Raw genomic sequence first — 26,961 nt, forward strand, 5'->3', positions numbered from 1 at the left:
TTAACAAGTTGGATAATTTAGAGCTTTGTGAGATCTTTCTCACGGTTATCCATAAGACGTACCGTTAGTATGCGCCCCACGAGATAAGCCAAACCTTTTTGGCGACACAACTCAAATGAATTAAACAAAAGTATCATGGTCCCTCTGACCTTGTGGCCGTACAGCGAACGCCCTACAAAAAATAATGATTTTCTGGCGGCCACCCTACTCTTCCTTCTCTTTATCCAACTGTCTTTATTACGCTTTTACGTCATCAGCGTCTTGAACCGCTAAGCGCGCACCTTGCAAAACTAATGCTGTCAGCAAACGAACTTCTGAGGCCAACTCATCATTCCAAGCAGGCCAAATTCGAGAGATGTACGCATTATTGCCTTCGCCCGGGCTCATGAAGCCATCATTGAATGCGTCAGCCATTTTCTTCAAAGATTTCTCTTCGTCATCGACCCACTGACCGCGGCTAAAGCCCGCTTCAACACAAGCCAACGCCGTTTTCGGGAAATAAGGCAAAGGCTTAGTCATGCCTTCGAAGAACAAGCGAACTAATTCAGTCAGTAGCTGTTTGGCATACTGCGCATCGGCAATTTCTGGGTAGATCAAATGCAGCGCGCCTTCTCTACGATCGTAACCAATGATGTGAGTTTTCTTAGCATGACCCGACGCCGACATGGCAAGGTGATCGATCCACGCAGCAAGGTAATCCTGAGCTCGAATCTTACCGCTTCGATAGCGAATCAAACCGGATTGGTAGCATTGAGTCAGCCAACCTGTCAGACGAACGTTTTTCTCTTCGCCTTCATTTCGCTCAAACAAGGAATCAAACGTCAGGTCGATTTCCAAATCGTCTTTAGGCGCACCAGATAAAAACGCCAGTTTATCCACCAGCTCTTCCGCCTGAACTCGGTTGGTTTCAAATTCGATATCACCAAACGCCCCCACCGGCAGTTTGCCTTGCGCGCGCTGTTGACTCATAAAGTGTTTAAGCACCTCTGCTTTTTTCTCTGGCTGCGTCAATGTCGTTTCAAGCAAGGTTTCTAACAGCTCATCACGCATTTGATAACTTTCCAAACCACCTAAAACAAAGGGTTCGTCGTCTTCCATCACCGGCAGTGGCGGTTCAAAGATTACTTTTAAACGACGATTGAAAAAATACTGCACAGGTAAGCGCCAGAAACGTTGCAACTCGACTAAGTCGAGCTCAAGTGGGTACGTCGCTCCTAACAGATAGTCGTCTAATGCCCGATTAAAATCACGACGAACATAGCCTTGCGATTGACTACTTTGAGTCAATGCCGCTGGAATCCACTCTTTCGCGTAGCTGGCGTGCGTGCCTTGGAACGCACTTGGGCTAAACGGCACCATGGCGTGGGTATTCACCAACGCATTTAATAAGTTGTCGCCAGACTCATCAACGGGCAACGCTTCATCACCACTTAAACAATAGTTTTGGTGGCAGTATTCCATCAGCTCAGAAACCAGAACCGAAGGCACTCGCTCGGTGTTGTCTTGGATTGAACGGCCAACATAACTGATGTAGAGCGTTTGCTGTGCAGACAACATCGCTTCGAGGAATAGGTAACGGTCATCATCTCGGCGCGAACGGTCGCCCGGTTTGGCTCTTCCCGTCATCAAGTCAAAGCCTTCTGGCGGCATGGAACGCGGGTACACGCCGTCATTCATCCCCAGCAGACAAACGGTTCTAAACGGAATAGAGCGCATCGGCATCAGGGTACAAAAGTTCACTTGACCAGCTAGGAAGCGCTGGCTGACTCGTGTGCCAGATAATTTGTTTTGAAGGTATTGGCTGATGATCGACGGCGACAACGCATCATCAAATGCGGCATCAGCTAATTGCTCTTTGAGTTGGCTGAGCGTATCGCGAATGGATTTGAGCGCCATTTCGCCTTCTAACTCAACTGAGAAGAAGTCATCCAGCAGTGAAACCAAAGTCTCTCGCCAACCATCAATAGTCTGAACATGAGAAAGTTTGCTTCGATAAGTGCTAATTTGTTGGATAAAGTGTGCCAACTTGCCCGCAAGCTCTGCGCCCATGCCTTGCACTTCGTTGTACGGAGATAAACTGCCTTGCTCGGTTTCAAACAAACCTGCGGATTCTGGCATCGCGTAGCCAAGCAACATGCGTTGAATACCAAATTGCCATGTGTTTTGACGGGTTTCCGGCAGTTCAAATTCGCGTCCGGTATTGGCATCCAACCCCCAGCGAATTCCCGATTCTTCAACCCATTGTTTGGCTTGTAAGAAATCATCTTCGCTGAGTTCAAAACGCTTTAATATCGCCGGAGTTTCCAGAAGTTCGAGTAGTTCTGATGCCAAACAGCGCGTATTGGGTAAGTTCACCAACTGCATAAATGCGGCGAGAATTGGGCTCTCTTGATCGGCGGTTCGGTCAGAAATCGAATAGGGAATAAAACGCTCACCCGGTGCGTTACCAAAGACCGCCTGAATCGCAGGGCTGTAAGCGTTGATGTCCGCGACCATCACGATAATATCGCGCGGTTTTAACGTCGGGTCAGCATCGAACATCGCCAATAGTTGATCATGCAGCACTTCCACTTCACGCATCGGGCTGTGGCAAGCGTGCAGGCTGAGTGATTTATCACCCAAGCGAACCACTTGTTTGTGATGACTGTTTTCAATCTGTTGGTCATCTTGATGTTCTTCAAGATTGAGAATATCCGCTTGCAATTGATGGAGCAGACTGTCGCGCTCAACATCAACAAACGCTTCAATTTCATGAGACTCCAGCTGAGACAACAGATACATATTGTCACGCCCGAGTTTACCCATGGACGCCAACAGACTGTTTCCGACCACATCGGTGTGCAGCTCATCGATCACGTTATCTTCCAATGAACCTTTCAGTTGCTCAGTTTCACCTTGCACTTCCGAGTGATCGTCCTGCCACACAACGTGCTGACGATGTTTCGCCGCCAAACGAGCCAGATATTTGCGATCTCGAACTTCACCCCAATAATAACGACACGGGTTGGTGAACATCAGATGCACGTCGATGTGTTCACCAATGGCTTTTAGCGCATCCATATAGCGAGGCGGCAACGAAGAAATGCCAAAAACAAACAAACGCTTAGGTAAATGGTCAAAATTGCCGTTAAAACTCGCTAACGTGTCGATAAAGTGCTCATAAAGGTTGGCGCGGTGATATGGAGACTGCCCTAATGACACTGTGTGATCGTACAACGCTTGCCATAAGATCGGCTGCCACGGATGCTCATCTTCCAGCTCTGGCACACTCTGCCCAGCTTCCCAACTTGCGATCCATTCCGGACGATACACCAAGTAACCATCGAAAATATCGGCAATTTTCTCAGCCAGCTGATACAGCTTAGAGTGGTCACTGTCATCTTTGAGGTACTGCGCTAACGGCGAAAACACCTCTTGGTTGAGAAGCCCCGGCAGCAGATGCATCAACTTCCACGTCATCGCTTCTTTGTTAAACGCACTGCGCTTGGGCACGTCTGGCAACACCTGCGTAAACATTTCCCAAATGAAGGTAGCAGGAAGCGGAAAATCAATGTTCGCGGCAACACCAAACTCTTTGGCCAATTCCATTTTTAGCCACTGGGACATGCCCGGACTTTGAACCAGAATTTGTTCTTTTTCGAACGGGTTTTCCAGCGGACTGATTCGAATCAGTTCGACAAGGAGTGATTTAAGAACGTCAACTTGGTTGGAGTGATAAACAGTAAACAAATTGGGAATACCGAGCGCCGATTGAAACTGTTAGCTAGCTTAGCACAGCCCTATTTAAACCCGCAGTGATCTCGTGTTCTGAAAAAAGTAAAAGGTTACATATCGCTCAAAATGGACAGAAAACATCACCTTTTCAAGGCGTAAGCAAAATCTTACACAGCCATACAAAATGTGACACTACTCGCAACTATTCCATAATAAAAAACACTGTTTTATACTCTTGCTACCTATAATTTATAAATATATAAAAAGTATGTTTCGCAAACTGTCTTCCAACAGCGCTTGGCTGATTGCTTTTTTTGCTTGCTTTGCAGTGTATCTGTCGATCGCTTGTTATCCTTTTGTGTTGTCTAACAATCAGAATGAACCTCTAACCTTGTTGCAAGGTTACTATTTGGTTTCAACTCAATATGGCTGGCTGGGCTTGATCGCTCTTCCATTTATGTTGTTGAGTTTATTGCTCTCTTTTCTACCGACTCGAGCATTCAAAGGCATCGTGATCGCTATCGCGATCTGTCTATTGATCATGTTTAAAGTCGATATCCTCGTTTTTCAGCAATACAAACTTCACATCAACGCTCTATTAATCCGTATGTTTTTCGAAGGTGGCGGTGATGTCTTCGATATTTCGTGGATGAGTTGGCTTATCTTCGTCAGTGAAGTTGCCGTTCTGGTGATCGGGCTCGCCTGTACCGTTTGGGTAAGTAATAAACTGGCACAAAGCCGAGCTAAGTTCGTTTTGATCAGCGTCTGGTTTGCTGTATTGCTCAGCACACAGATGATTCATGCGTACAAAAACGCGCTTTACGACGATGAAGTCAGTCAGTTTTCGAATAACTGGCCACTTTACTACCCGCTGACGGCTCGTAAATTTATTTACAAACACGATCTAGTGGATGAGAACATTGCATCGAAGAACCGCGTAGAGTTAACCAACATTGAACGTAGCTCACTCAACTACCCGCTTGCACCCATTCAAGTGCAAAGCAAAGAGAAGCAGCCCAATGTTTTGTTTATCTTGGTTGACGCGTGGCGCTACAGTGATGCGACGCCGGAAGTCATGCCAAATGTCAGCAAGTTCGCCAAAAAAACGGTGAATTTCACACAACACATGAGCGGCGGCAACTCAACTCAAGCGGGTATTTTCAGCCTGTTTTACAGCTTGCCAGCAACCTACTGGGAAAGCTTTTACGCAAGCCAACGCTCTCCTGTTTTTATGGATACGCTGCAAGCAGAAGGCTACCGCATGGGCATTTTTGGCTCAGCACCGCTCACCAGCCCGCCACTTTCTCGCACGGTATTCAAAAAAGTGTCGGACTTGACCTTGAAACAAACTGGGGAAACAGCTGTAGAGCGCGATCAGCAGATCACAGACAAGTTCATCGAGTTCCAAAAGCAGGACAGCGACAAACCGTACTTTGGTTTTCTGTTCTACGATGCCGCCCACGGCACGGTGTTTCCTGAACCTGAATTTGCGAAATTCAAACCATACTGGGAACGCGTTGACCACATTTTGCTCAACAACGATTTTGACGCTTCGCTTTACCACAATCGATACAAGAACTCGTTGTACTACATCGATAGCTTGATTGGCGATGTGCTGAAAAACGTCGACTTAGACAACACCATTGTGGTGATTTCATCAGATCATGGTGAAGAGTTTAACGACCATAAGATGAACTATTGGGGCCACACGGGTAACTACAGTGACGTTCAAGTACATGTGCCTCTTTACGTGTACATGCCAAATCGTCAACCAGAGCAAATTGATTACCGCACGACCCATTTTGACGTCGTGCCAACCATGATGAATACGCTGTTTGACGTTCAAGGCACAACGAGTTCATACAGCGTTGGTCATAACTTGTTTGATAGCTCCGCCCCTCGCGATTGGTATATTGCTGGCAGCTACTACAACTATGCATTGGTCGGCAAAGAACTGATGCTTGTGGTCAATCCTGGCGGGCACTCTCAGCAACTGAATCGCCAATTAAAAGTCGAGAAAGAACAGAAAGTTCCTGTCGATATCATTCGTCATTCTCTGGATGAGATGTCGCGATTTTACAAAAAAGGCTAGCGTCCAACATCGACGCCGATTGAAATAAAAAACAAAGCCTCTTGATTGTAAGACCAAGAGGCTTTTTCCTATCTGCTATTTAAGCGTGATGAGCATGCATCAAGCGTGGCTGAATCAATAAGTTGTTGATGTATTGTAAAGCCACATAAGAGACAACAAATGTTGCCACAATCAACTCAAGACCAGCTAAGCCTCGCACTTGTTGAACATAGTGCGCAGCCAATCCTTGCAACTCCATCCAATTCGCCATTTTAAACAGCGCCGTCGCACCGATCACCATCGGGAAAGTGAACGCCGCATAGCCTGGGCTAAATGGCAGTCTAAGCAATTTAAAGAATGCGAGGTAAATGATGGCTGTCATCAATACCGCGATACCAAATAGCATAGCGATGATCACTGGTGATGGTGTCGCAGTGACCGTTAAGTACCCTGCCAATGATAGACTTGCTGGCGCTGCCATGATTGCCATTGTTGGTTTCGCTGCATCCGGAATTTCATGGGTAAACATGAAACGGTAAATCATCATCGGCAACATGATCGCGTACGCCACCATACCAAACATCAATGCACCTTGTGCCACTGGTGCTAACATCGGGTTGCCAGAGAAAGACACATCCGCAACGATGATACCCACTGGCGGTACAAACCAACTAGGAACCATGTGGTGCAATTCAAAATCTTTGGCGCGATGGTAAACAAAGCTCACCAAGAACACGATGTGCAGAACCACCGCAATCAGCCAAAGCACATCACCAGCCAATGGGTAAAAATGGCCGAGAGAGTTCGATACCACCATAGTGCCCATCGCAAAAGTCGGAACCACGCTGCCCACAACCGGATGAGCAAGATCTTGTCTCAATAGATGGTTATGTAGCAAAAACTTGGTTGCCAATATAGCCAACAATACGCTCGCGATACCCGCACTAATCCACTGTCCGTAGCCATGTAATTCGGCGAAGTTTTCCCAACTCCAACCTAAGCTTGCAATGCCAAGAGCCAAACCCGCCATCGGAGTTGGTGCTCCCATTACTTTTGCTTTTGTTCTTTGAATCATGATGACCTCAACCAGACTCACTCTTGATGGAGCGTATAATACGCTTGCACTTCGTTCCGATATATCTAATTATTTAAAACAAACGTTCAAAATTACTTAACGGTGGGGTATGGCAAGTCACATTTCTCTTAAACAACTGAAAGTGTTTACGACGATCACGCAACACAAAACGCTCACAGCAGCTTCTGATAGTCTCTTTTTATCAAAAGCCGCTGTGAGCATGGCACTCTCAGAATTAGAAAAGCAGATCGGCCATCACTTGTTTGATCGTGTTAATAACCGACTGATTTTGAACCAAGAAGGTCAAAAGCTACTGCCACTGGCGGATGAATTACTCAACCGAGCCAAGGACATCGAGAGCATTTTCGATGGTGACCAAGCGCTATCGGGCCAACTTCGCATTGGTGCCAGCGACACCATTGGCAACCAAGTCGCGCCCTATTTGCTTAGCGAATTTCGTCAGCAAACGAACCATCGTTCTCAAAGCCTGTTCATTTCTAACTCCGCACAAATCTGCGACATGCTGACCGATTACGAGTTAGACATAGCCCTCATTGAAGGCAAAACACTTCACCCTGAATTGCAGTCCACCCAGTTTAGCGAAGATGAAATGTGCGTGATTTGCGCGCCCGATTACCCAGCCGCGCACGAAGGGCCAGTAAACTTAACCGAGCTAGAAAACAGCGAATGGATATTACGAGAGGCGGGATCTGGTTCACGCGAATTTTTTATGCGCGTTGTCGCGCCGCGCTTGGAACATTGGCATGAAGCTTTTCAGCTCAATACCACCGAAGCGTTGATCAACTCAGTATCTGCTGGGCTGGGCTTAGGCTGCTTGTCACGCTTGTCTGCAGAACCTGCTATTCGTGACGGTCGTGTAAAACTGCTCGACATGCCTTTAGATATGAAACGTCGCTTCTGGTTACTGGTTCATAAAGAGAAATATCAAAGCCCATTGCTCAAAACGTTTATCGAATTTTGCCAAGATTGGGAACGACCAACCAACCTTCCTTTGGGGAATAAATCCGCAAAGTGAAACCAAGATAGTTTAAATGCTAGTCAGTTAGTTGTACGTGTCTCTCATTCTGAGGCTTGTGGCTAGACTTGATTGGTCAAAAACTGTATAAAAAGCCAGTATCAATACACCAAATTAGGGGACCAACCATGGCTGTAATCGTCAAGTACGTGGTAGAACGCAATGGAGAAGAGAAAATGACTTTTACCTCTAAAGCGGAAGCTGACGCATACGACAAAATGCTGGATATGGCAGATGAACTATTCACACTGCTAGGTAAAAGTGAACTTCTAGAGGACGAAGGTAAGCAAGAAGATCTTGCGATGTTCCTTGCGCAAAACAAAGAAGAATTGCTTTACGCAATCGGTGCAAAACGTAAACCTGCACCAAAGAAAGCAAAAAAGCTTGAAGCTGTTGAAGAAGAACAGCAAGAAGACGCAGCATAATCCAATGACTGCCCTTCAAATAACGCCGCATCTTGTGGCGTTTTTTTATGCCTAAAAGCATAGATCATAATGAAAGAACGTCCTTTCTTTCTAGATCCGAGACGAGAAACTGCCTTTTTGAATTTCAGCAAAACTCTCCCAATAGACCACCTCGTAGCTACATTTCTCATCAGACAGACATATCTCCCAAAAGACAAAAGGTATCCATCTACAGACTTTCTCCATTTCCCCCCTTTAAACTCCCCAATACACTCTTTATGATGGCTGACAACGTAATTATTTCTTGTCAGTGAACAGACGAGACACAAGACTCAACACATGGAGATCAACTATGGCTTTCTTTTCTCTAGCCTTTGGTACGGCAACTAAAAACCGCGACGGTAAAATCATCGAAGCGTTTTTCCCAAACCCAGTTCTTAACCCAAGCGACACACTTGTTAACGCACTGGCTGCAGTAGCAGGTTACGAGCAAGGCAACCAAGCTATCGAGATCTCTGCGGCACAAAGTGCAGAACTTGCGGCAGCATTCGAAGCAAACGGCGATGCAGCAAACGCATCTTTCGCAACCAAAGCAGCAGAATCAGCACAACCACTTGTACTGGTTATCCTAGCTACGGATGAACAGCCACAATCTGTTGCTGAAGGCTTCCTAAAACTTCAACTTATCTCTAACCGTCTAGTTAAGCCACACGGCACAGTACTGGATGGCATCTTCGGTCTGCTGCACAACATCGCATGGACAAACGAAGGCCCAATCGACCTACCTGAGCTGGCTGAGCGTCAAATCGAAGCTCGCCTAGCTGGCCGTACGCTAAGCGTAGATTGCGTAGACAAGTTCCCTAAAATGGTGGACTACGTGGTTCCAACTGGTGTTCGTATCGCAGACACTTCTCGCGTTCGTCTTGGCGCACACGTTGGCGAAGGCACAACTGTTATGCACGAAGGCTTCATCAACTTCAACGCGGGTACAACTGGCGTGAGCATGGTTGAAGGCCGTATCTCTGCTGGCGTGGTTGTTGGTAACGGTTCAGACATCGGTGGCGGCGCATCGATCATGGGTACGCTATCTGGCGGCGGTAAAGTTGTGGTTTCTATCGGTGAAAATTCATTACTAGGCGCGAACGCAGGTCTTGGCTTCCCAATGGGTGACCGTTGTACTATCGAGTCAGGTTTGTACGTGACTGCTGGTTCTAAAGTGCGCATGCTAGATTCTGCAGGTCAAGAAGTCGAAGTGGTGAAAGCACGTGACCTTGCTGGTGTTTCTGACCTACTGTTCCGTCGTAACTCTGTGACAGGTCAAATCGAGTGTCTTGCAAACAAGAGCGCGGTTGAACTGAACAGCGAACTGCATAAAAACAACTAATAAGAATACGAAAATCCCCCAGCAGGAAACTGTTGGGGGATTTTTTTAGCTTAAAGCAAAATGTGTGAGTGCTGATTACTGATTTAAAAAGCTGACTGCTTTATCTGGGAAATCAGTAAACAAACCATCCACCTTCACTTGGTTGTAGTACACATCCATCATTCCTTCAAAGCTGTCCGTGTACGCAGGAATGCGTCCTGGATCGGCACGGAACGTGTATGGATGAACTTGTAAGCCGGCGTCTTTTGCAGCCTTCATCAACGGCTTGATGATGATATTGTCTTTGGTTGACTTATCATCCACCAGCATCGGCTTCCAAGGTCCAATACCTTCGGCGTAACTCGCCACTTTCTTCATGCCGTCGGCTTCGAACATCCAATCATAGCTGTATGGCATTGCTGTATCGCCTTTGTACACCATAGTTTCGTTCCAATCGGTGTAAGCCATGAGCTGAACGAGCTTTAAATCCATGTCCATTGCGGGCATCAACTCACTGTTAATGCGTTGCAGTTCATTCGCATCAAAACACTGCAGGTAGACTTTGTCGTCTTGCGAGTCGTAACCGTACTGCTTCAAGACTTTAAGCACCGCTTTAGAAATGTCCTTACCTTCGTGACGATGGAACCAAGGCGCTTTAATTTCCGGGTAAATACCGATGTCGTAACCCAACGTCTTGTTAAGGCCTTGGATCAGTTCAATCTCTTCAGCAAACGTCGGTACAGTGAAATCAGATTTCCACATTGGGAATCGGGTTGGATAACCGGCGACTTTTTTGCCGTTTTCGTCGATATTGAACCCTTCAGTGACTCGCAGAGATTTGATTTCTGCCAGAGTAAAGTCAATCGCGTAATAACGACCATCTTCGCGTGCGCGATCAGGAAAACGCTCCGCTACATCCGTGACGCGATCCAAGTAATGGTCGTGCAACACCACTAACTGATCGTCTTTCGTCATCACGACATCTTGCTCGATGTAATCTGGTTTCATTGCATAAGCTAAAGCTTTGGCTTCTAAAGTGTGCTCCGGTAAATAACCAGAAGCGCCGCGGTGAGCGATAACAAGCGGCTTTGCAATTGCGCCAGCAGATAGGCTAAGCGCTAAAAATGTGAGACATACTGACTTGGTTTTCATTGTTATATCCTTGATAAAGCGAAGAGGCAGTATTCCACTGCCTCTTTAAATAAATATTACGCTAGCGCTTCTTGTTCCTTTTCGCGCTCTTTTTGCTCGTGGTGTGCGCGCTCGCCTAGAAGCGCATACGTCAAACACACGATAGAAGTAATACATGAACCAATTAGAATGATGAAACCGCCATCCCAACCGAAATGGTCCACGGTGTAACCAAGAACCGCGTTCGCAGCCACCGCACCGCCTAAGTAACCAAATAAGCCAGTTAGACCAGCAGCAGTACCCGCTGCTTTTTTCGGTGCCAATTCAAGTGCATACAAACCAATCAGCATGACAGGGCCGTAAATCAAGAAGCCAATCGCGATAAGAGCCATCATATCGATTGTTGGGTTGCCCGCAGGGTTGAACCAGTAAACCAATACCGCCAACGTTACCAATACCATGAACAAGATGCCTGCAGGTGCACGACGGCCTTTGAACAGTTTGTCCGAAATCCAACCACACAATAACGTGCCAGGAATACCTGCCCACTCGTATAGGAAGTAAGCCCAAGACGATTTATCTACCGAGAAGTCCTTCGCTTCTTTTAAATAAACGGGTGCCCAGTCCAACACACCGTAACGGATCAAGTAAACAAACGCGTTTGCAATCGCAATCGACCACAACAGTTTATTGTTGAATACGTACTTGAAGAAAATTTCCTTCGCCGTCATTTCTTGTTCATGCGACTTGTCGTAGTCATCTGGGTAGTCATCTTTGTACTCTTCAATCGGCGGTAGACCACAAGACTGAGGCGTATCTCGAACCGTCATCCAAATGAACACTGCAACCAAAGTGGCGAAAAATGCAGGTACATAAAATGCGGTGCGCCAATCATCGTTAAATGCCCACAGACCCAAAATGAATAGTGGACCAATCAAACCGCCACCCACGTTGTGCGCTACGTTCCAAACCGAAACGATCTCACCACGCTCTTTACGTGACCACCAGTGCACCATGGTTCGCCCACAGGCCGGCCACCCCATACCTTGGAACCAACCGTTCAAAAATAGAAGAATAAACATTGCCGTGATGCTGCCTGTTGCCCATGGCATAAAGCCAAAGCAGAACATAACCAGAGCAGACATCAACAAACCGCCACTGAGGAAATAGCGCGGGTTAGAACGGTCAGACACGCTGCCCATTAAAAATTTTGAAAGGCCATAAGCGATTGAAACAGCGGCCAAAGCAACACCAAGGTCACCACGACTGTAACCCTCCTCGATGAGGTACGGCATCGCTAAACTGAAGTTTTTACGAACCAAATAGTAGCCGGCGTAGCCAACAAAAATACCGATGAACAGTTGCCAACGGAGGCGAGAATAGGTGCTATCAATGCTATCTGGGGATAGACGATCAATGTGCGCCTTAGGTTTGAATATTCCAAACATAGGAACCTCATTATGTATATGCGATGGTAAAGAACCCAAAAGGAGCGAACGAAACAAAATTAACATTCGTTCGAAAGTTTCTGCATTGTATGAGGTTAGGATTTAATTTCTGTGATAAATGTTGCATAGGAATTAATTATTAGTAAATACAGCAAATTAGCCACCATTAATTAGACAGCCGTTCAACTTTACTCAGAATTCGTTAATATCTTTTCTTGATCAAAAAAGAACATTTAATCACTCACATTCGAAACTAAACAAAATAAAGGCTCGAATAGGAACACAAATTCGAGATAAATGATGCTGCATGACGCATTAAGCTAAGGAAAAATCAGTAATAACAAAAGTGAAGGAAAAGTTTGGTGTTTAGTTTCAAACGAAATAAAGAGTCCAAAAACAACCAAGTTCTACTGAGGTGCACATTTCGTACACTTAGCGCGATGAAAACAACTTTGGAAGACAAAATCCATATCGTACTCTCGCTCTACGCGAGTCCGATTTTATCGTCGTGCGTTCTAGTTATTTTCTTTCAGGATCTCCCCCCAAGCCTTTGCTGTATCTGGCTTTAACTACCTCTTAGGGATTACTTTTTACACAAACTATTGAACGATAATCCACCATTGACGAACCAGCTTCACAAAACTCCTCTTACCAGTTGTGCATTTGTTTTCACATCGGTAATTTGAGCGCTGAAAATGACTCACTCATCCCTATAAAGAGCTTTCTATCAGTTTCCTTTCTGGTCAAAAGATGCGCCATTTAACAAAAACGAAGAGTTTGGTTAACAAATTCATGCTCAAACGCTCATTTTCAATGCTCGTTTGTTTTCGCAAACGTTTATATGTGCACAATACTATCGTGCTAGATAAGCAAAAATAACTATAGGACTCTTAACATGACAACCAACAAACACCCCTCTCTGCTCGGAGAATGTTTGGCCGAGTTCATCGGTACAGGACTACTCATCTTCTTCGGCGTTGGCTGCGTCGCAGCCTTAGTATTAACAGGCGCATCTTTTGGACAATGGGAAATCAGTATTGTATGGGGCTTAGGTGTCTCCATCGCGATCTACTGTACTGCCGGCGTTTCAGGCGCACACATCAACCCAGCCGTAACCATTGCATTAGCGATGTTTCATGGTTTCGATAAAGCGAAAGTGGTGCCGTACATCATCGCTCAGATGTTAGGTGCATTTTTCTCTGCCGCTTTGGTTTACAGCTTGTACAGCAACCTTTTCACCGATTACGAAATCGCACACAACTTTGTACGTAGCAGCCAAGACGCCCTTGCAACGGCTGGTATTTTCTCAACTTACCCACACGCTTCTCTTTCTTTCTTTGGCGCATTTGCTGTGGAATTCGTCATTACAGCTGTATTAATGTTTGCCATTTTGGCTCTGGGTGATGAAAACAACGGTGCCGCTCGTGGCGCGATGAACCCATTATTGATTGGTATTCTGATTGCGGTTATTGGTGGTTCTCTTGGTCCACTGACTGGCTTTGCGATGAACCCAGCTCGTGACTTTGGCCCTAAACTGTTCGCGTACTTTGCAGGTTGGGATTACGCACTGACCGGCGCTAAAGACATCCCTTACTTTATCGTTCCCCTTCTTGCTCCTATTGCGGGTGCTTGCTTTGGTGGTTGGTTATATCCAAAAGCGATCGCGGCATACCTCCCTCGCCAAGGTCACGGTTGTACCATTCCAAACCAATGTGATACTGAAGAAGAAACAAAAGAAGCTCGAGCTTAACCGCTTGCCAATTACTAAAATATAAATAACGAAACAAAAGGATTCTTACCATGACTGAGCAAAAATACATTGTTGCCCTCGACCAAGGTACGACAAGCTCTCGCGCTGTTATTCTTGATCACGACGCCAATATCGTAAGCGTCGCTCAGCGAGAGTTTACTCAGATTTATCCACAAGCAGGTTGGGTTGAGCACGATCCAATGGAAATCTGGGCAACACAAAGCTCTACATTAGTTGAAGCTTTGGCTAAGTCAGGCATCCGAAGCGACCAATTAGCTGCCATTGGTATTACGAACCAGCGTGAAACCACCATCGTCTGGAACAAAGAAACAGGCAAACCCGTCTACAACGCAATCGTATGGCAATGTCGTCGTACCGCAGACATTTGTGAAGACCTAAAAAGCCGCGGCTTAGAAGATTACGTTCGCGACAACACCGGCTTGGTGCTTGACCCTTACTTCTCTGGCACTAAAGTGAAGTGGATTCTGGATAACGTAGAAGGCGCACGCGAAGATGCAGAAGCAGGTAAACTGCTGTTTGGTACCGTCGATACGTGGTTAGTATGGAAGATGACTCAAGGCCGCGTTCACGTTACTGACTACACCAACGCATCACGTACCATGCTGTTTAACATCAACGACCTATGTTGGGACCAAAAGCTGTTGGATGAGATGGGCATTCCAGCGTCAATGATGCCAGAAGTAAAACGCTCTTCGGAAATTTACGGCAAAACGAACATCGGTGGTAAAGGCGGTACTCGTATTCCTATCGCAGGGATTGCAGGTGACCAACAAGCGGCGTTATACGGCCAAATGTGTGTGGAAGCTGGCCAAGCGAAAAACACATACGGCACAGGTTGTTTCTTGCTGATGAACACTGGCCAAGAGAAAGTCACCTCGAAGAATGGTCTGCTTACCACTCTAGCTTGTGGTCCGAAAGGCGAGCCAGCTTACGCACTTGAAGGTGCTGTGTTCATGGGTGGTGCCTCTATCCAGTGGCTGCGTGACGAACTGAAAATCCTAAACGGTGCAGAAGATTCTGAATACTTCGCAACAAAAGTGGACACATCGAACGGCGTTTATGTAGTACCAGCCTTTACTGGCCTTGGCGCCCCATACTGGGATGCTTACGCACGTGGCACCATTGTTGGCCTTACTCGCGGTGTGAACTCAAACCACATTATCCGCGCGACTCTGGAAGGCATCGCTTACCAAACTCGTGACGTATTGGATGCGATGCAAGCTGACTCCGGCATCAAGCTCGCAAACTTGCGTGTTGATGGCGGTGCGGTAGCAAACAACTTCCTAATGCAATTCCAATCGGATGTATTAAACACAGAAGTGCACCGTCCACAAGTGACTGAAGTAACGGCTCTTGGTGCTGCATACCTGGCAGGTTTAGCGGTTGGTTACTGGAACAGCATTGATGAACTGCAAGATAAAGCAGTGCTTGATCGTACGTTTGAACCGCATGATGACGAAGAAAAACGCAACCGTCGTTACAAAGGTTGGAAACGCGCTGTGAAATGTGCGCAAACTTGGTCTGAACTGCACGACGAAGACGATTAATTTTTCTCCCAAACGAACAAAGAGCGCCATTTGAGCGCTCTTTTTTGCGTCTTATCCCCGATTCCTACCTGCCTTTACTTCTCACAACGCGCAAATTCGAGCACAATAGCGCTTCGAATTTGAAGCATTGGCCGTTACCAATGCACAAGGGAGTGGTAAGTGAAGCAAATACCTAGACACCAGCAGATTGTTGAACTGGTGAAAAAACAAGGCTATGTCAGCACGGATGAGTTGGTAGAAAGATTCAATGTCAGCCCACAAACCATCCGACGCGATCTCAACGAACTCGCAGACGACAACAAAATTCGTCGTTATCACGGTGGTGCAACCATCCCTCTCAGTTCTGAAAACACATCTTACAACACGCGTAAAGCGCTTAACTTCAATGAAAAAGATGTCATTGCAGAAGAGGTGGTGAAACACATTCCTGACGGCGCAACGCTATTTATTGATATCGGCACAACACCAGAAGCAGTCGCACGTGCGCTCACTAAGAGCCACAAGCAGCTACGCGTAGTCACCAACAACATCAACGTGGCAACCATTCTCTTCCCTAACCCAGAGATCAAGGTCATCTTAGCAGGTGGTGAAGTCCGCAGCCGCGATGGCGGTATCGTAGGCGAAGCAACGCTCGATTTTGTGAAACAGTTCCGTCTCGATTTTGGCATTCTCGGTATCAGCGGCATCGATTTTGATGGTTCCCTATTGGACTTTGATTACCACGAAGTACGCGTGAAGCAAGCGATCATCGACAACAGCCGCAGCGTATTTCTCGCCGTCGACCACACCAAGTTTGGTCGCAATGCCATGGTGAAACTGGGCAACATCGCACAACTGAACATGATATTTACTAACAAACAGCCACCAGAAGAAATTCTCGCGATCTTAAAAGACGCCGCAATACCCCTCGAAGTGGTCGAAGCCAATGTAACATCAGCAGACGCCGAATAGATAAATCGCTCAAATTTGAACCTCAAAATGACCTCTGTCTTAATTAGACAGAGGTTTTTTTATGCCCAAATCACACAAAACGCTCACAAACGAAAATAATAGATGATCACAAACGAAACCTGAGCTAGGATTAAATCATGTTCTAAAATGCTCGTTCGCTCACCAAGAGGTCAAATTCATGAGTATACAAAAAAATACTTCCACAACTAGCTCATCCACTCTTTTAGACTTGATCGTTATCGGTGGCGGCATTAACGGGGCTGGCATTGCAGCTGATGCAGCTGGCCGCGGTTTGAGTGTCGGTTTATATGAAGCTAACGATTTTGCATCAGCAACGTCTTCAGCAAGTTCTAAACTTATTCACGGTGGATTACGCTACCTTGAACACTACGAGTTTCGTTTGGTTTCGGAAGCGCTCGCAGAGCGTGAAGTGATTCTACGTAAAGCACCACACGTCGCTCTACCAATGCGTTTCCGTTTGCCTCATCGCCCATTCCTACGCCCAGCTTGGATGATCCGCTGTGGCCTGTTCCTTTACGATAACTTGGGCAAACGCACAACTCTACCAGGCAGTAAAACCGTCAACCTTGCAAAATCTGGCTTGCTAAAACCAGAAATGAAAACCGGTTTTGAATACTCAGACTGCTGGGTTGATGACGCTCGTTTAGTCTTGCTGAACGTTATGGCGGCTCGTGAAAACCACGCCGAAGTACGTAACTACTGTCGCGTTGAAAAAGCGCACCGTGAAAACGGCGTATGGCATGTGACTATCCATGATGTAACGACAGACCAACGCTTCGAGCGCAAAGCGAAAGCTCTGGTTAACGCTGCTGGTCCATGGGTGAAACAGTTCTTTGATGAAGGATTGGAGCAAACCTCCCCTCGCAACATTCGTTTGATCAAAGGCTCGCACATCGTTGTTCCTCGTATCCACAACGAACCGCAAGCCTACATTCTTCAAAACAAAGATAACCGCATCGTATTTATGATTCCTTATCTAGATAAGTTCTCAATCATCGGTACGACAGATGTGGAATACAAAGGTGACCCACGTGAAGTGGCGATCTCGGATGACGAAGTTGATTACCTCATCGACATCGTGAACCAACACTTTGTCCACCAGCTTACTCGTGAAGATGTGGTTTGGACTTACAGTGGTGTACGTCCTCTGTGTGATGATGAGTCTGACTCACCGCAAGCGATCACACGAGACTACACGCTAGAGCTCGATGCAGAGTACGACCAAGCACCATTGTTGTCAGTATTCGGTGGCAAGCTAACGACTTACCGTAAACTCGGTGAAGCGGCGATGAAGAAGCTGGAACCGTACCTACCTCAAATGGGTGGTAACTGGACAGCAAATCAAACGCTACCAGGTGGTAACTTTAGCTGCACCCGTGAACAGTTAGCGAAACAAATTCACGCGAAATACTCATGGGCACCGCAAGCGCTGATTCTGCGCTATGTGACTCAGTTTGGTACGCAAACGTGGGATTTGATGGAAGGCGCATCCAGTGAAGCCGATCTTGGCCAAGCGTTCTCAGAGCAAGCAGGCGGCGTATACCAACGCGAGATCGATTACTTGATGAATCATGAAATGGCGCTAACCGACGAAGACATTTTATGGCGTCGTACTAAACTTGGCCTTTACATGAACGACGAAGAAAAACAGGCACTTGCCGACTACCTGAAAGAAAAGTTGCAACAAAAAGTGGTCAACCTTTCTCAGGTTAGCTAGAAAGCTCCTCCCCCCCCCCCTCACCTATGACAAAGCCTGCCTCGTTGCAGGCTTTTTGTTTCCCCTTGTTGCTGTGCGGTTCTTATTGCTTCACTTGCTTACCAATAAGAACAATTATTCATAGACATTTGGCGTAAAATGCAATCATACTCATTTGAATAATTATCCCCCATGACTTCAATGTGAAGGAGTGAGAACGTTGCGGCGTGTAGTGCGCTCAGTCATTCTCGCTAAGTTAAGCATCTGGGGATTATTGGGGTATAGGCTCATACAAGGAAAAGAAAATGGGTTTTATGATTGAACATTGGGATTTCTCAACCCCAATGGCGACTCAAGAAACAACAGCGGCGGAACACATTCAACCGAATCATTGGTACCACTGTGAAAGGCTTCATCCCGATATTCGTGGCTGGCTAGAAGACAATCACGTACCACGTGCGACGGTCGATCATCTGTTAGCCGACGAGAGCCGACCATCTTTCCATCCTTTGGATGACGATAACTTCATGCTGATCTTACGAGGCATCAACATGAACGAGAATGCGTCGCCGGAAGACATGCTCAGTATCCGTATTCTCTATTTTCAGGGCGCACTGATCTCGACTCGTAAGATCCCATCACGTGCAATCATGGAAATTCGCCAAGCATTAGCAGAGCACAAAGGGCCGAAAAGCCTGGCGAGCTTGCTGAATCAAATTATCGAAGGGCTGAACGGCAAAATCGACTTGTATCTCGACACCATCGAAGAAACGTTAAACGAGTTTGACGTCAATGATGAGTCAACGTACAACCACATTGCGGCACAAAAGGCGCTTATTTCCATCAAACGTTTTATTCGCCCTCAGCAATATGCGATTCGTGATTTGATCGAGTCAGAGTCAGAATTAGTAACATCAAGACCTCACCAATATCGCTTCGCGCATAACAACATTACTCGCATCAACGAAACGATTGAATTTTACCTTGGCGAAGTAGCGCTTTTCCAAGACGAAATCAAACACAACCGAGACGAGAAGACCAATAAAAACAGTTACCTGTTTACTTTAGTTGCCACCATTTTCTTACCAACCAGCTTCCTAACAGGACTACTTGGTATCAATATTGGTGGCATGCCGGGCGTAGAATCCTCCATGGCGTTCACTTGGTTCTGCATCGCTTTGATTGTGATCTTTGGCCTAGAGTGGTTGCTGTTCAAACGCTTAGGGTTCACGAACAAAACGGATGATGAATAAGCGATAAAACCGTAAAGCGCAGAAACCAAAAGAGGAGCGTGTCGCTCCTCTTTTTTATCACTCAAGTCTAAACGCTTTATCCCGGATGACCATCCACACGAGGGGTCACGAGCATCATACCAAAACGCCACACAAACAGCCCAAACGCGACAATCCACAATCCGCCGCTGATATCAATCCACAGCATCATGTTCGCTGGGTCAAAGATCACGGCGAAACTGCGAACCAAAGCAGCCGCGGTAATCGCCGCAAACGCAAGGCCCATGTTTGGCCCTTTGTAGATCATGCGACCGGTGTGCCCCATCGTCACGCGCGCGATCATCGCCAAAATCAAACCGCCTAACGCACCTATCGCAAACAGGTGAATGAGGTTATGGCTAGCAAATGCATCTCCCCAAGCGCCTCGCAAAATTAAGCTTAGTGGCAAACACAAATACGCAGCATGCAGCGACCACACCAAAGGCTCGCTCAGGGTTAACCAAGGTTTCCAGCGAACAAAACGCACCAACTGAGCAACTCCTGCAAACAGCATCAACGGATTGCCTAATTCTGCAAACGTCACGGGGAAAAAGCTCAGCACAAATAGCATTACCAACGGCAAGTTCGCGAACCAATCTAACCACGGCAGTGGTTGTGCTTTTTCAAAATTAAATCGACGCGCAGTAAAGAATGGAATCACACGTCCGCCCATCACCGACAATAACAACGTAAACCACCACAACATCGCCTGCCACACAGCAGAAGAAGTAAACGGCGGCATGCCTTTTATCGTCGCGTAGCTTGCAAAGTTCGCAAAGATGGCCAAAAGGAACAGAGGCACAAAAAATAAATTACGCCACCCTTTGGCTCGATAAACACGAATGCCCACCTCATAGGCAACAAACAGTAAAAATACCGCTTCAATGCTGCTGGTTAACCACAAGGGTACTGGCGTCCAAAGCAATATTCTAGGTGCTAACCACAAGCCAAATATGACCAAAAGCGTGTAATGCTTGGTGCCATTAATGCCCGTCCAGTTTTGTACAGCAGTCAATACAAAACCAACCACAATCGCCATCGAAAAACCAAATAACATTTCATGCACGTGCCACCACAATGCCGGTACAGCTAATGCGTTTGGCTGTCCGGTTTGGAACATCCACACCCACAACGCAATCGCAACAATGGCGTAAATCGACCCAAACAGAAAAAACGGCCGAAAGCCTAATCGCAGCCATGCGGGGATTTTTTCTTCCACTTTTTTATCGGTGATGTTCAGCATTATCTTGCCCTCAAGCGCCTCTCGATGCTGGTTAACTCAACTACGATGTTGATGCTACCATAAACATGCATAAAAAATACATGTTAAAAATAAGATTATACTTAAGGGGTAAAGTTTGAGCTTCATGGGCTGGTTAGGTATAAACAGTCCAAGACACAAAAAATGAGTTAAGGGATGCAACGAAGATGTACATATTTGGCTATGGCAGTTTAATCAATTCTGCGTCGCGCAAGTTAACAGGACAAACGGGAGAAGCCATTCCCGTCATTGCTCATGGACTGGTTCGCTACTGGGGAAAGATTGATGACAGCTACACTCTGTCTCCACTGGTTGTGAACCAAGGCAATGGACAGGTTAATGGCGTTTTACTCGAAGTGAATGAAGAAGCTCTCGCAGAATTCGATCGCCGTGAACGTGGCTATCATCGTATTCAAATTCAGCCAGATCAAATCGAAACGGACGCGAACTTTAACCAAGGACATGAGATTTGGGTTTACGTAAAAGACGAGCCACTACCACCGTGCGCAAACAGCCCAATCATGCAAAGCTATGTTGATACCGTGCTAGCAGGTTGCTTGGAGGTATCCCATGCATTTGCGGAGCATTTTGTGCGTCACACCATTGGCTGGCACCACGCGAAAGAAAATGACCGCCACCAACCCAAATACGGCAACCTTGCAGGCGTGCAAGAGCACCATTATGAGTTGATTGATAATCTGATTGCCCAAAATTCGTAGCTCAATCCCATCTATAAAAACAGCTCTAAACTAAGAGCTGTTTTTACAATAGAGCGACCAGTGAACTGATTAAACAATTCTCACCCCGGTCGGCATCGCTCTTTCTGGCGTTAGCAACACACTTTCGGATTCATCTTCCGTTTCTGCGCATAACAACATACATTCAGAGGTTTCACCGCGCATTTTGGCTTTGGCAAGATTACACAATACGACCACTTGTTTGCCCATCAACTCTTCCTCGGTGTAATAAGGCACTAAGCTGGTTACGGTTTGCAGTGTTTTCTCACCGATATCAATTTGCACAATATACAGCTTGTCTGCATTTTGATGACGAGCCACTTCAATGATTTTTCCGGTACGAATTTCCAGTTTGGCAAAATCAGAGTAAGCGATAGTTTCCATAATAAAAACCTCAGTAAAGTTTTACTAAAAAGATAACGTTTACACTATCAGTAAGCTTAATAAATACAAGTGGTAAAGATCTCATTTCCGAAAGCAAATCCTCTATCAAATTGCACTTATTACACAATGGGTGTTTAATACTTTCAGTCAAAATTTTTAGCCACTAAAGGTTCTATATGGCAACGATCAAGGATGTCGCGAAAGAAGCCGGTGTTTCGGTCGCAACGGTTTCTCGCGTGATCAACAAGTCCCCAAAAGCCAGTCAATCATCGGTAGAGTCGGTCACCAAAGCAATGAGCAAATTGGGTTACAGACCCAATGCCGCAGCTCGCGCACTGGTGAGTCAAAGCACAAATACCATGGGTGTGTTGGTGAGTGATGTGTCCGATCCTTTCTTCGGCACGCTGGTCAAATCCGTCGATAATGTCGCGCGCGAAAATGGCAAACATATCTTGATTGGCAACGGTTACCATAATCCAGAAGATGAACGTCAAGCTCTAGAATTACTGATCAACAGCCGTTGCGATGCAATAGTCATCCACTCGAAAGGCTTATCTGATGAGGAGCTAATTGGCTACGCCCAAGAAGTAAAAGGTATGGTGCTTATCAATCGTCATATCCCAGAGCTTGCTGAGCGCTGTATTTCCCTTGATAACCGCAAAGGAGCATTCCTCGCGACAGAATATTTAATTCGTCACGGGCATCGCAAAATCGCTTGTATTGCCTCATCCCACGATATCGAAGATACCGATGAGCGATTGCAAGGTTACCAAGCAGCATTGAAAGAACATGGTATTGAACTCTCCAAAAGCTACATCGAGTACGGTGAACCCAACAGTGATGGTGGCGAAGTTGCGATGACCAACCTGTTAACCAAATCTTTGGAGATTACTGGAGTGGTGGCCTACAACGACTACATGGCCGCTGGCGCATTGGCAGCGTTAGATCAAAATGGCATTGACGTACCAAGTAAGGTTTCTATGGTCGGGTTCGATGATGGCTTGATCGCCCGCTTTGTTCACCCTAGCTTGACTACTATTCGCTACCCAATCGAGATGATGGCAGAACGCGCCGCCCGTTTGGCTTTGGCGCTGTCTCGTGACGAAAAAGTTGAAGATGAAACCATTATTTTTAGCCCAACGTTAGTACGAAGAAATTCTGTCGAGCGTTGTTGATGGTGGATAATCTGTAAATTGAAAACGAAAAGCCCGCTCAGGTTATTGAGTGGGCTTTTTCTTTGAGCACTTGTCGAGACGATATGGATTCTAGCTCAAGGCTTCGTGCGGTTTTACAGACTTAACGTCAACGCCTTGCGCAAACTCACCACGCTGTAATTTTTCTCGTAAAATCGCATGTTGGTCTTCGGTAAATGTGTAGCGAGACATAATGAAGATGCGCACTAGAGCTCCCAATGCGGGTAGCAACGCAATACAGAAGAACATGCCATTGAGCGCGGTTTCCGTTTGCGCCGCATTTGGTACATAGCCAATCATCGTCAAGATTAACCCCGTTAAGCCGCCCGCTACCGCAACAGAAAGTTTGCCTGTAAAGGTTTGTCCCGAGAACGTGATCGCCGCGGTACGTTTGCCACTGTGGTAGTACGAGTACTCTACTGTGTCTGCAATCATGGCCGAGATAAGAGGGTTGGTCATCATAAAGATGCCTGTAATCACCGCTAACCACGCCATCACGACCGTTGGATTATCATAGCCAGTAAAATAGAACCCAATGCGAGCGATGATCTCTAAAACACACAGCGCAATAAAGATGTCACGTTTTTTGAAACGCTTTGTCAGCACAGGCGTAGCCAAACACGCAATCGCACTTACCAAAGTGATGGTACCAATCAGAGAGACTAACCCTGCGTCCCCCATGTTGTATGTGAAGAAGAAAATGTACAGGCCATTCACTAAATTGAAAAACACATTCATGAAAAACGCTGCCAGAATAAAAAACAACGGCTTGTTTTTACGAACGGCTTGAAAGGTTTGTTTTAGCGTGACTTTTTCGCAGCTCTTCGTCGAGATGCGTTCTTTGGTGTTATAAAAACCGTTCAGCATGAAGAACAAACCCGCGATCATCAACACAATCACAGCTGGTAAGTAACCCTGATCTGCTCGGCCATCAGCGAAGTAAGCGCTCAGTTTTGGGAACACAACCAAAGTTGCACCAATACCTGCATTCACCCCTAACATGGCACAAGTTGCCGCTTTTGCTCGCTCTTGCGGTTCATCCGTCATAACAGAAGACATAGACCAAAACGGCACATCAGAAATGGTGTAAAGCGTACCCCAAAGAATGTAAGTGATACCGGCATACATCACTTTTGTCGACGTATCAGCTTCAATGTTATAGAACGCGGCAACCGTGACCAGAACAATCAAAATCGGCGTAAACAGCATGTAAGGGCGGAATTTACCAAAGCGAGAGTCTAGCGTGTCCATGTATCCGGCAATGAGCGGATCGTTCACCGCATCCCACACACGAGCAATCAAAAAAATCGTACTCGCCGCAATTGGAGAAATGCCCAAAATATCGGTATAGAAATAAAGAATAAAAGAGCCGACTAGACCAAAGCTAAAGCACTGGCCTACCCCATAGCCGAAGTAAGACATCAGCTCCTTATTAGTGAGTTTGTTTTGTAGAGTAGTCATTGTTCACGTCTCAATTGATTTTATTGTAAATAAGAAACCGACCCATTTCTCAGAGTCGGCTCACAGGCAATTAATCCACTTCTGCGAGTGTTTTGATCAATTGCACTTCGCTTGCGTCATACGGCTGCCCTTGCTCATCAAGCAGATCGTGGAACCATTGACTCGCATAGTTTGCATCGCTACGTTTTATCTCTGGCCAAGGCAGATGCGTTTGTGTTTTTCCTTTCACTAATCCCCACTGGTAGCAGCCAATGTTTTTCTGTTTAAAGACCGGAAGCTGTTCGTGCATATACGATTGCGCATGACGAGCAAGCCACTCAGTACACATCATTGGTCGGTTGTAGCTTTCTACAATTTCAACGGCTTTATGGAACAGATCGAGTGGTAAGTAAGCGTGGAAAGTAATGATGTCCGATAGCTCCATCGCTTTGCGATCGGTTGGGTGTTCATAAATCGGCAGGCTTCGGTCAAGAATGCTTGGCGCATGCCAAGCGCCGACGGTAAGAGGCTGAGTTGGGTTTTCTTCACGTGCCCACTCAAACGCTTGTTCCATCAGCTCATGACTAAAGATTTCCATTTCTTCGTCGTAAGCGATCTCACCCGTAGTGGTGAAAATCATGCGGTTGGTTGGCTCGTTATAGAGATCCCAAATAACGATTCGAGGGTCATTTTTGTAGGTAGAGATGATGTCGCGAATATACGCTTCGACCTCACCCCACATAGATTTGTCCATCACCACATTGCGACCAGGACTTGCTGCTGCTTGGCTGTTGTGCAAATCCGGTACTGGCGCTTTTTGTTCACCAAGATAAGGATGGTCGCCCGAAAAACCGCAGTCATCCATCGGCGTGAGCATCACTTTGATTTGATTGCGTTCGCAAATATCCAGAAAGCGCTCAATTCGCGCATGTAAACCATCGCGATCCGCTTGCCAAACTATAAATGGTAAGTTGGTACGTAAAGTGTTGTAACCCACATCATGCGCCCAAGCTAACTCTTGTTCCATCACCTCAGGAGCAAAAGATTCCGCTTGCCACATCTCATTCCAGTTAACCGCTGTGCGCGGTAAATAGTTAAAGCCACGTAGCCAGCCATGCTCTTTTTGCCATTGCCACGCTTTCTCTTCCGACCATCTTTTCATCTTACTCACCTTAAAACTAAATTATTAACTAATAATATTAGCTAATATATTAATTAATAATTTAATGACTAGGTGCTCAAAGAATAAACGTGGTGAAAATCACAGCTTTTAAGTTGCTCTGACTTACTTTTGTGATCTTCATCTTTAAAGGATGATCCGAACTTAATCTTTAGCTAATATCTTTAGCTAACGAAATTAAGTAAAGAACAGAATGGCTAAAAAAATCACCATGAGTGACATTGCGGCGGCGGCTGGCGTCTCTCAGTCGACCGTATCGCTGGTATTGAATGGCTCAACTTCCGTAAAAATCGCGGAAGCGACCAAACGTAAAGTGCTCGAAACCGCAGAATCACTTGGCTACAAAAACAAAAAGGTTGCCCATGCTTTGGGACGCCCTAAAAAGATCGCATTGGTGATCAATGGCTTAACCAGTTATGACCCATTTATCGATGCCATCAATGCAGCGAGAGAAGAAGCGTGGTCGAACGACTACATATTGGTGACGTTCAATTACAGCCATGATGAAGTGTTGGCAAGCAAGATTGAGTCGGAGATAAACGGCGGTGATTACGCAGGTTTGGTTTACGCATCCAGTATGACGCGAGAGTTGGAGCAGCAACGCGTCACAACTTCCTTACCGACTGTGCTGTTGAACTGCACCAACGAAGAACACACCGAAACGCCAAGTATTTTGCCGGCCGATATGATTGGAGCTTACAAAGCAGTTTCCCACCTCACAGCGCAAGGTTATCGTCGCATTGCCATGCTGTCTGGTGAAAGTTGGATGCTAGCCAGTAAGCAACGTGCCGATGGTTATCGTCAGGCTCTCATTGATGCAGACATCATTCCTAACTCAGAGTATTTAGTCGATGCAAACTGGTCGCTAAAAGAAGCACACCAGCAAACACTGGCACTACTGAATATGGAGCAGCCGCCAGAAGCGATTTTCTGTGGCAGCGACTATATGGCAATGGGGTGCTACCAAGCGATAGCGGAGTTGGGGTTGAAGATTCCTCAGGATGTTGCCGTTGTCGGTTACGATAATCAGCAAATCGCCTCTGAAAGCTTCCCAGCATTAACGTCGGTTGAACTGCCCTACTCAGACATGGGTAAACTCGCAATCGAATCGTTGATGGCACTGATTGAAGGGCAACCGTTGCTTTCTAACAAACGCAAAGTAGAGGGTGAGCTCATCGTTCGAACCTCTTCGACAAAAACAAAAAAGGTGGGCATGTAGCCCACCATAACACCCAAAGTCGTTGGAGTTGCAGCATTGCTGCCGCTG

At 46.3% G+C, this 26,961-nt stretch carries 20 protein-coding genes; 12 read left to right on the forward strand and 8 right to left on the reverse strand.

What is annotated here, in order from left to right:
- Positions 1-237 precede the first annotated feature (237 nt).
- Complete coding sequence (gene recC, locus OU793_RS00455) at positions 238-3,729, reverse strand: exodeoxyribonuclease V subunit gamma (protein ID WP_159404035.1); 3,492 nt, start codon at positions 3,727-3,729, stop codon at positions 238-240.
- Positions 3,730-3,982: 253 nt separating this feature from the next.
- On the opposite strand from recC, the gene OU793_RS00460 reads away from it, so the two are divergent.
- Positions 3,983-5,806, forward strand: a complete 1,824-nt coding sequence (locus tag OU793_RS00460) for a DUF3413 domain-containing protein (protein WP_053046910.1) — start codon at positions 3,983-3,985, stop codon at positions 5,804-5,806.
- A gap of 79 nt (positions 5,807-5,885) precedes the next feature.
- On the opposite strand, the gene OU793_RS00465 is transcribed toward OU793_RS00460, so the two are convergent.
- Positions 5,886-6,860: a TDT family transporter gene (locus OU793_RS00465; protein ID WP_005484954.1), complete on the reverse strand. Its 975-nt coding sequence runs from the start codon at positions 6,858-6,860 to the stop codon at positions 5,886-5,888.
- A 109-nt stretch (positions 6,861-6,969) separates the two neighbouring features.
- On the opposite strand from OU793_RS00465, the gene OU793_RS00470 reads away from it, so the two are divergent.
- The 3 genes from OU793_RS00470 (at position 6,970) to dapD (ending at position 9,684) form a co-directional block, all read left to right on the forward strand.
- Positions 6,970-7,896, forward strand: coding sequence for a LysR substrate-binding domain-containing protein (locus OU793_RS00470; RefSeq protein WP_005482339.1), 927 nt, complete (start codon positions 6,970-6,972; stop codon positions 7,894-7,896).
- A gap of 128 nt (positions 7,897-8,024) precedes the next feature.
- Positions 8,025-8,321 (forward strand): YebG family protein, encoded by a 297-nt coding sequence (locus OU793_RS00475; RefSeq protein ID WP_005482297.1) that lies wholly within the window; start codon positions 8,025-8,027, stop codon positions 8,319-8,321.
- A 331-nt stretch (positions 8,322-8,652) separates the two neighbouring features.
- A complete protein-coding gene (gene dapD / locus OU793_RS00480) occupies positions 8,653-9,684 on the forward strand; it encodes a 2,3,4,5-tetrahydropyridine-2,6-dicarboxylate N-succinyltransferase (protein WP_005456577.1) in 1,032 nt (343 codons plus the stop codon).
- A 75-nt stretch (positions 9,685-9,759) separates the two neighbouring features.
- Here dapD and glpQ read toward each other — a convergent pair whose 3' ends face one another.
- A complete protein-coding gene (glpQ, locus tag OU793_RS00485; protein WP_005484945.1) occupies positions 9,760-10,815 on the reverse strand; it encodes a glycerophosphodiester phosphodiesterase in 1,056 nt (351 codons plus the stop codon).
- Positions 10,816-10,871: 56 nt separating this feature from the next.
- On the reverse strand, positions 10,872-12,242 hold the full coding sequence (gene glpT, locus OU793_RS00490; protein WP_005456512.1) for a glycerol-3-phosphate transporter: 1,371 nt from the start codon (positions 12,240-12,242) through the stop codon (positions 10,872-10,874).
- Positions 12,243-13,137: 895 nt separating this feature from the next.
- Here glpT and OU793_RS00495 point away from each other — a divergent pair.
- The 5 genes from OU793_RS00495 (at position 13,138) to OU793_RS00515 (ending at position 19,481) form a co-directional block, all read left to right on the forward strand.
- Positions 13,138-13,992 carry an MIP/aquaporin family protein gene (locus OU793_RS00495; RefSeq protein ID WP_025789001.1) on the forward strand — a complete coding sequence of 285 codons (855 nt, stop codon included), beginning with the start codon at positions 13,138-13,140 and terminating at the stop codon, positions 13,990-13,992.
- Positions 13,993-14,042: 50 nt separating this feature from the next.
- The gene (glpK, locus tag OU793_RS00500; protein ID WP_005456578.1) at positions 14,043-15,560 is read left to right on the forward strand and encodes a glycerol kinase GlpK; all 1,518 of its coding nucleotides are present in this window, start codon (positions 14,043-14,045) and stop codon (positions 15,558-15,560) included.
- Between the two features lie 159 nt (positions 15,561-15,719).
- On the forward strand, positions 15,720-16,511 hold the full coding sequence (locus tag OU793_RS00505; protein WP_005456614.1) for a DeoR/GlpR family transcriptional regulator: 792 nt from the start codon (positions 15,720-15,722) through the stop codon (positions 16,509-16,511).
- Between the two features lie 178 nt (positions 16,512-16,689).
- Complete coding sequence (glpD, locus tag OU793_RS00510) at positions 16,690-18,249, forward strand: glycerol-3-phosphate dehydrogenase (protein WP_005456665.1); 1,560 nt, start codon at positions 16,690-16,692, stop codon at positions 18,247-18,249.
- 284 nt (positions 18,250-18,533) lie between these two features.
- On the forward strand, positions 18,534-19,481 hold the full coding sequence (locus tag OU793_RS00515; protein WP_005494158.1) for a CorA family divalent cation transporter: 948 nt from the start codon (positions 18,534-18,536) through the stop codon (positions 19,479-19,481).
- 76 nt (positions 19,482-19,557) lie between these two features.
- Here the strand turns inward: OU793_RS00515 and OU793_RS00520 are convergent, their stop codons facing one another.
- On the reverse strand, positions 19,558-20,742 hold the full coding sequence (locus tag OU793_RS00520; RefSeq protein ID WP_159404033.1) for an NnrS family protein: 1,185 nt from the start codon (positions 20,740-20,742) through the stop codon (positions 19,558-19,560).
- A gap of 185 nt (positions 20,743-20,927) precedes the next feature.
- Between OU793_RS00520 and OU793_RS00525 the strand changes: the two genes are divergently transcribed.
- On the forward strand, positions 20,928-21,479 hold the full coding sequence (locus OU793_RS00525; RefSeq protein ID WP_025508445.1) for a gamma-glutamylcyclotransferase family protein: 552 nt from the start codon (positions 20,928-20,930) through the stop codon (positions 21,477-21,479).
- Between the two features lie 69 nt (positions 21,480-21,548).
- On the opposite strand, the gene OU793_RS00530 is transcribed toward OU793_RS00525, so the two are convergent.
- Positions 21,549-21,881, reverse strand: coding sequence for a tRNA-binding protein (locus OU793_RS00530; RefSeq protein WP_140177528.1), 333 nt, complete (start codon positions 21,879-21,881; stop codon positions 21,549-21,551).
- A 176-nt stretch (positions 21,882-22,057) separates the two neighbouring features.
- Between OU793_RS00530 and OU793_RS00535 the strand changes: the two genes are divergently transcribed.
- Positions 22,058-23,056, forward strand: coding sequence for a substrate-binding domain-containing protein (locus tag OU793_RS00535; protein ID WP_020835443.1), 999 nt, complete (start codon positions 22,058-22,060; stop codon positions 23,054-23,056).
- A 90-nt stretch (positions 23,057-23,146) separates the two neighbouring features.
- Here the strand turns inward: OU793_RS00535 and OU793_RS00540 are convergent, their stop codons facing one another.
- Entirely contained in the window at positions 23,147-24,535 is a 1,389-nt protein-coding gene (locus tag OU793_RS00540; RefSeq protein WP_140103123.1) for an MFS transporter, read from the reverse strand.
- Positions 24,536-24,605: 70 nt separating this feature from the next.
- Entirely contained in the window at positions 24,606-25,676 is a 1,071-nt protein-coding gene (locus OU793_RS00545; RefSeq protein WP_005494146.1) for a cellulase family glycosylhydrolase, read from the reverse strand.
- Between the two features lie 211 nt (positions 25,677-25,887).
- Between OU793_RS00545 and OU793_RS00550 the strand changes: the two genes are divergently transcribed.
- Positions 25,888-26,913 carry a LacI family DNA-binding transcriptional regulator gene (locus tag OU793_RS00550; protein WP_006742407.1) on the forward strand — a complete coding sequence of 342 codons (1,026 nt, stop codon included), beginning with the start codon at positions 25,888-25,890 and terminating at the stop codon, positions 26,911-26,913.
- Positions 26,914-26,961 lie beyond the last annotated feature (48 nt).

The sequence above is a fragment of the Vibrio sp. VP6 genome (genome assembly GCF_028823755.1).
In the GTDB taxonomy this organism is placed as follows: domain Bacteria; phylum Pseudomonadota; class Gammaproteobacteria; order Enterobacterales; family Vibrionaceae; genus Vibrio; species Vibrio parahaemolyticus.

Bases quoted from the DNA above. Each gene is read 5' to 3' on its own strand.
- OU793_RS00515 (WP_005494158.1), top strand. From the start codon at position 18,534: ATGGGTTTTATGATTGAACATTGGGATTTCTCAACCCCAATGGCGACT.
- glpK (WP_005456578.1), top strand. From the start codon at position 14,043: ATGACTGAGCAAAAATACATTGTTGCCCTCGACCAAGGTACGACAAGC.
- OU793_RS00525 (WP_025508445.1), top strand. From the start codon at position 20,928: ATGTACATATTTGGCTATGGCAGTTTAATCAATTCTGCGTCGCGCAAG.
- OU793_RS00530 (WP_140177528.1), bottom strand. From the start codon at position 21,881: ATGGAAACTATCGCTTACTCTGATTTTGCCAAACTGGAAATTCGTACC.
- OU793_RS00545 (WP_005494146.1), bottom strand. From the start codon at position 25,676: ATGAAAAGATGGTCGGAAGAGAAAGCGTGGCAATGGCAAAAAGAGCAT.
- OU793_RS00495 (WP_025789001.1), top strand. From the start codon at position 13,138: ATGACAACCAACAAACACCCCTCTCTGCTCGGAGAATGTTTGGCCGAG.
- OU793_RS00470 (WP_005482339.1), top strand. From the start codon at position 6,970: ATGGCAAGTCACATTTCTCTTAAACAACTGAAAGTGTTTACGACGATC.
- OU793_RS00520 (WP_159404033.1), bottom strand. From the start codon at position 20,742: ATGCTGAACATCACCGATAAAAAAGTGGAAGAAAAAATCCCCGCATGG.
- glpT (WP_005456512.1), bottom strand. From the start codon at position 12,242: ATGTTTGGAATATTCAAACCTAAGGCGCACATTGATCGTCTATCCCCA.
- dapD (WP_005456577.1), top strand. From the start codon at position 8,653: ATGGCTTTCTTTTCTCTAGCCTTTGGTACGGCAACTAAAAACCGCGAC.
- OU793_RS00540 (WP_140103123.1), bottom strand. From the start codon at position 24,535: ATGACTACTCTACAAAACAAACTCACTAATAAGGAGCTGATGTCTTAC.
- OU793_RS00465 (WP_005484954.1), bottom strand. From the start codon at position 6,860: ATGATTCAAAGAACAAAAGCAAAAGTAATGGGAGCACCAACTCCGATG.
- OU793_RS00460 (WP_053046910.1), top strand. From the start codon at position 3,983: ATGTTTCGCAAACTGTCTTCCAACAGCGCTTGGCTGATTGCTTTTTTT.
- OU793_RS00550 (WP_006742407.1), top strand. From the start codon at position 25,888: ATGGCTAAAAAAATCACCATGAGTGACATTGCGGCGGCGGCTGGCGTC.
- glpD (WP_005456665.1), top strand. From the start codon at position 16,690: ATGAGTATACAAAAAAATACTTCCACAACTAGCTCATCCACTCTTTTA.
- glpQ (WP_005484945.1), bottom strand. From the start codon at position 10,815: ATGAAAACCAAGTCAGTATGTCTCACATTTTTAGCGCTTAGCCTATCT.
- OU793_RS00475 (WP_005482297.1), top strand. From the start codon at position 8,025: ATGGCTGTAATCGTCAAGTACGTGGTAGAACGCAATGGAGAAGAGAAA.
- OU793_RS00535 (WP_020835443.1), top strand. From the start codon at position 22,058: ATGGCAACGATCAAGGATGTCGCGAAAGAAGCCGGTGTTTCGGTCGCA.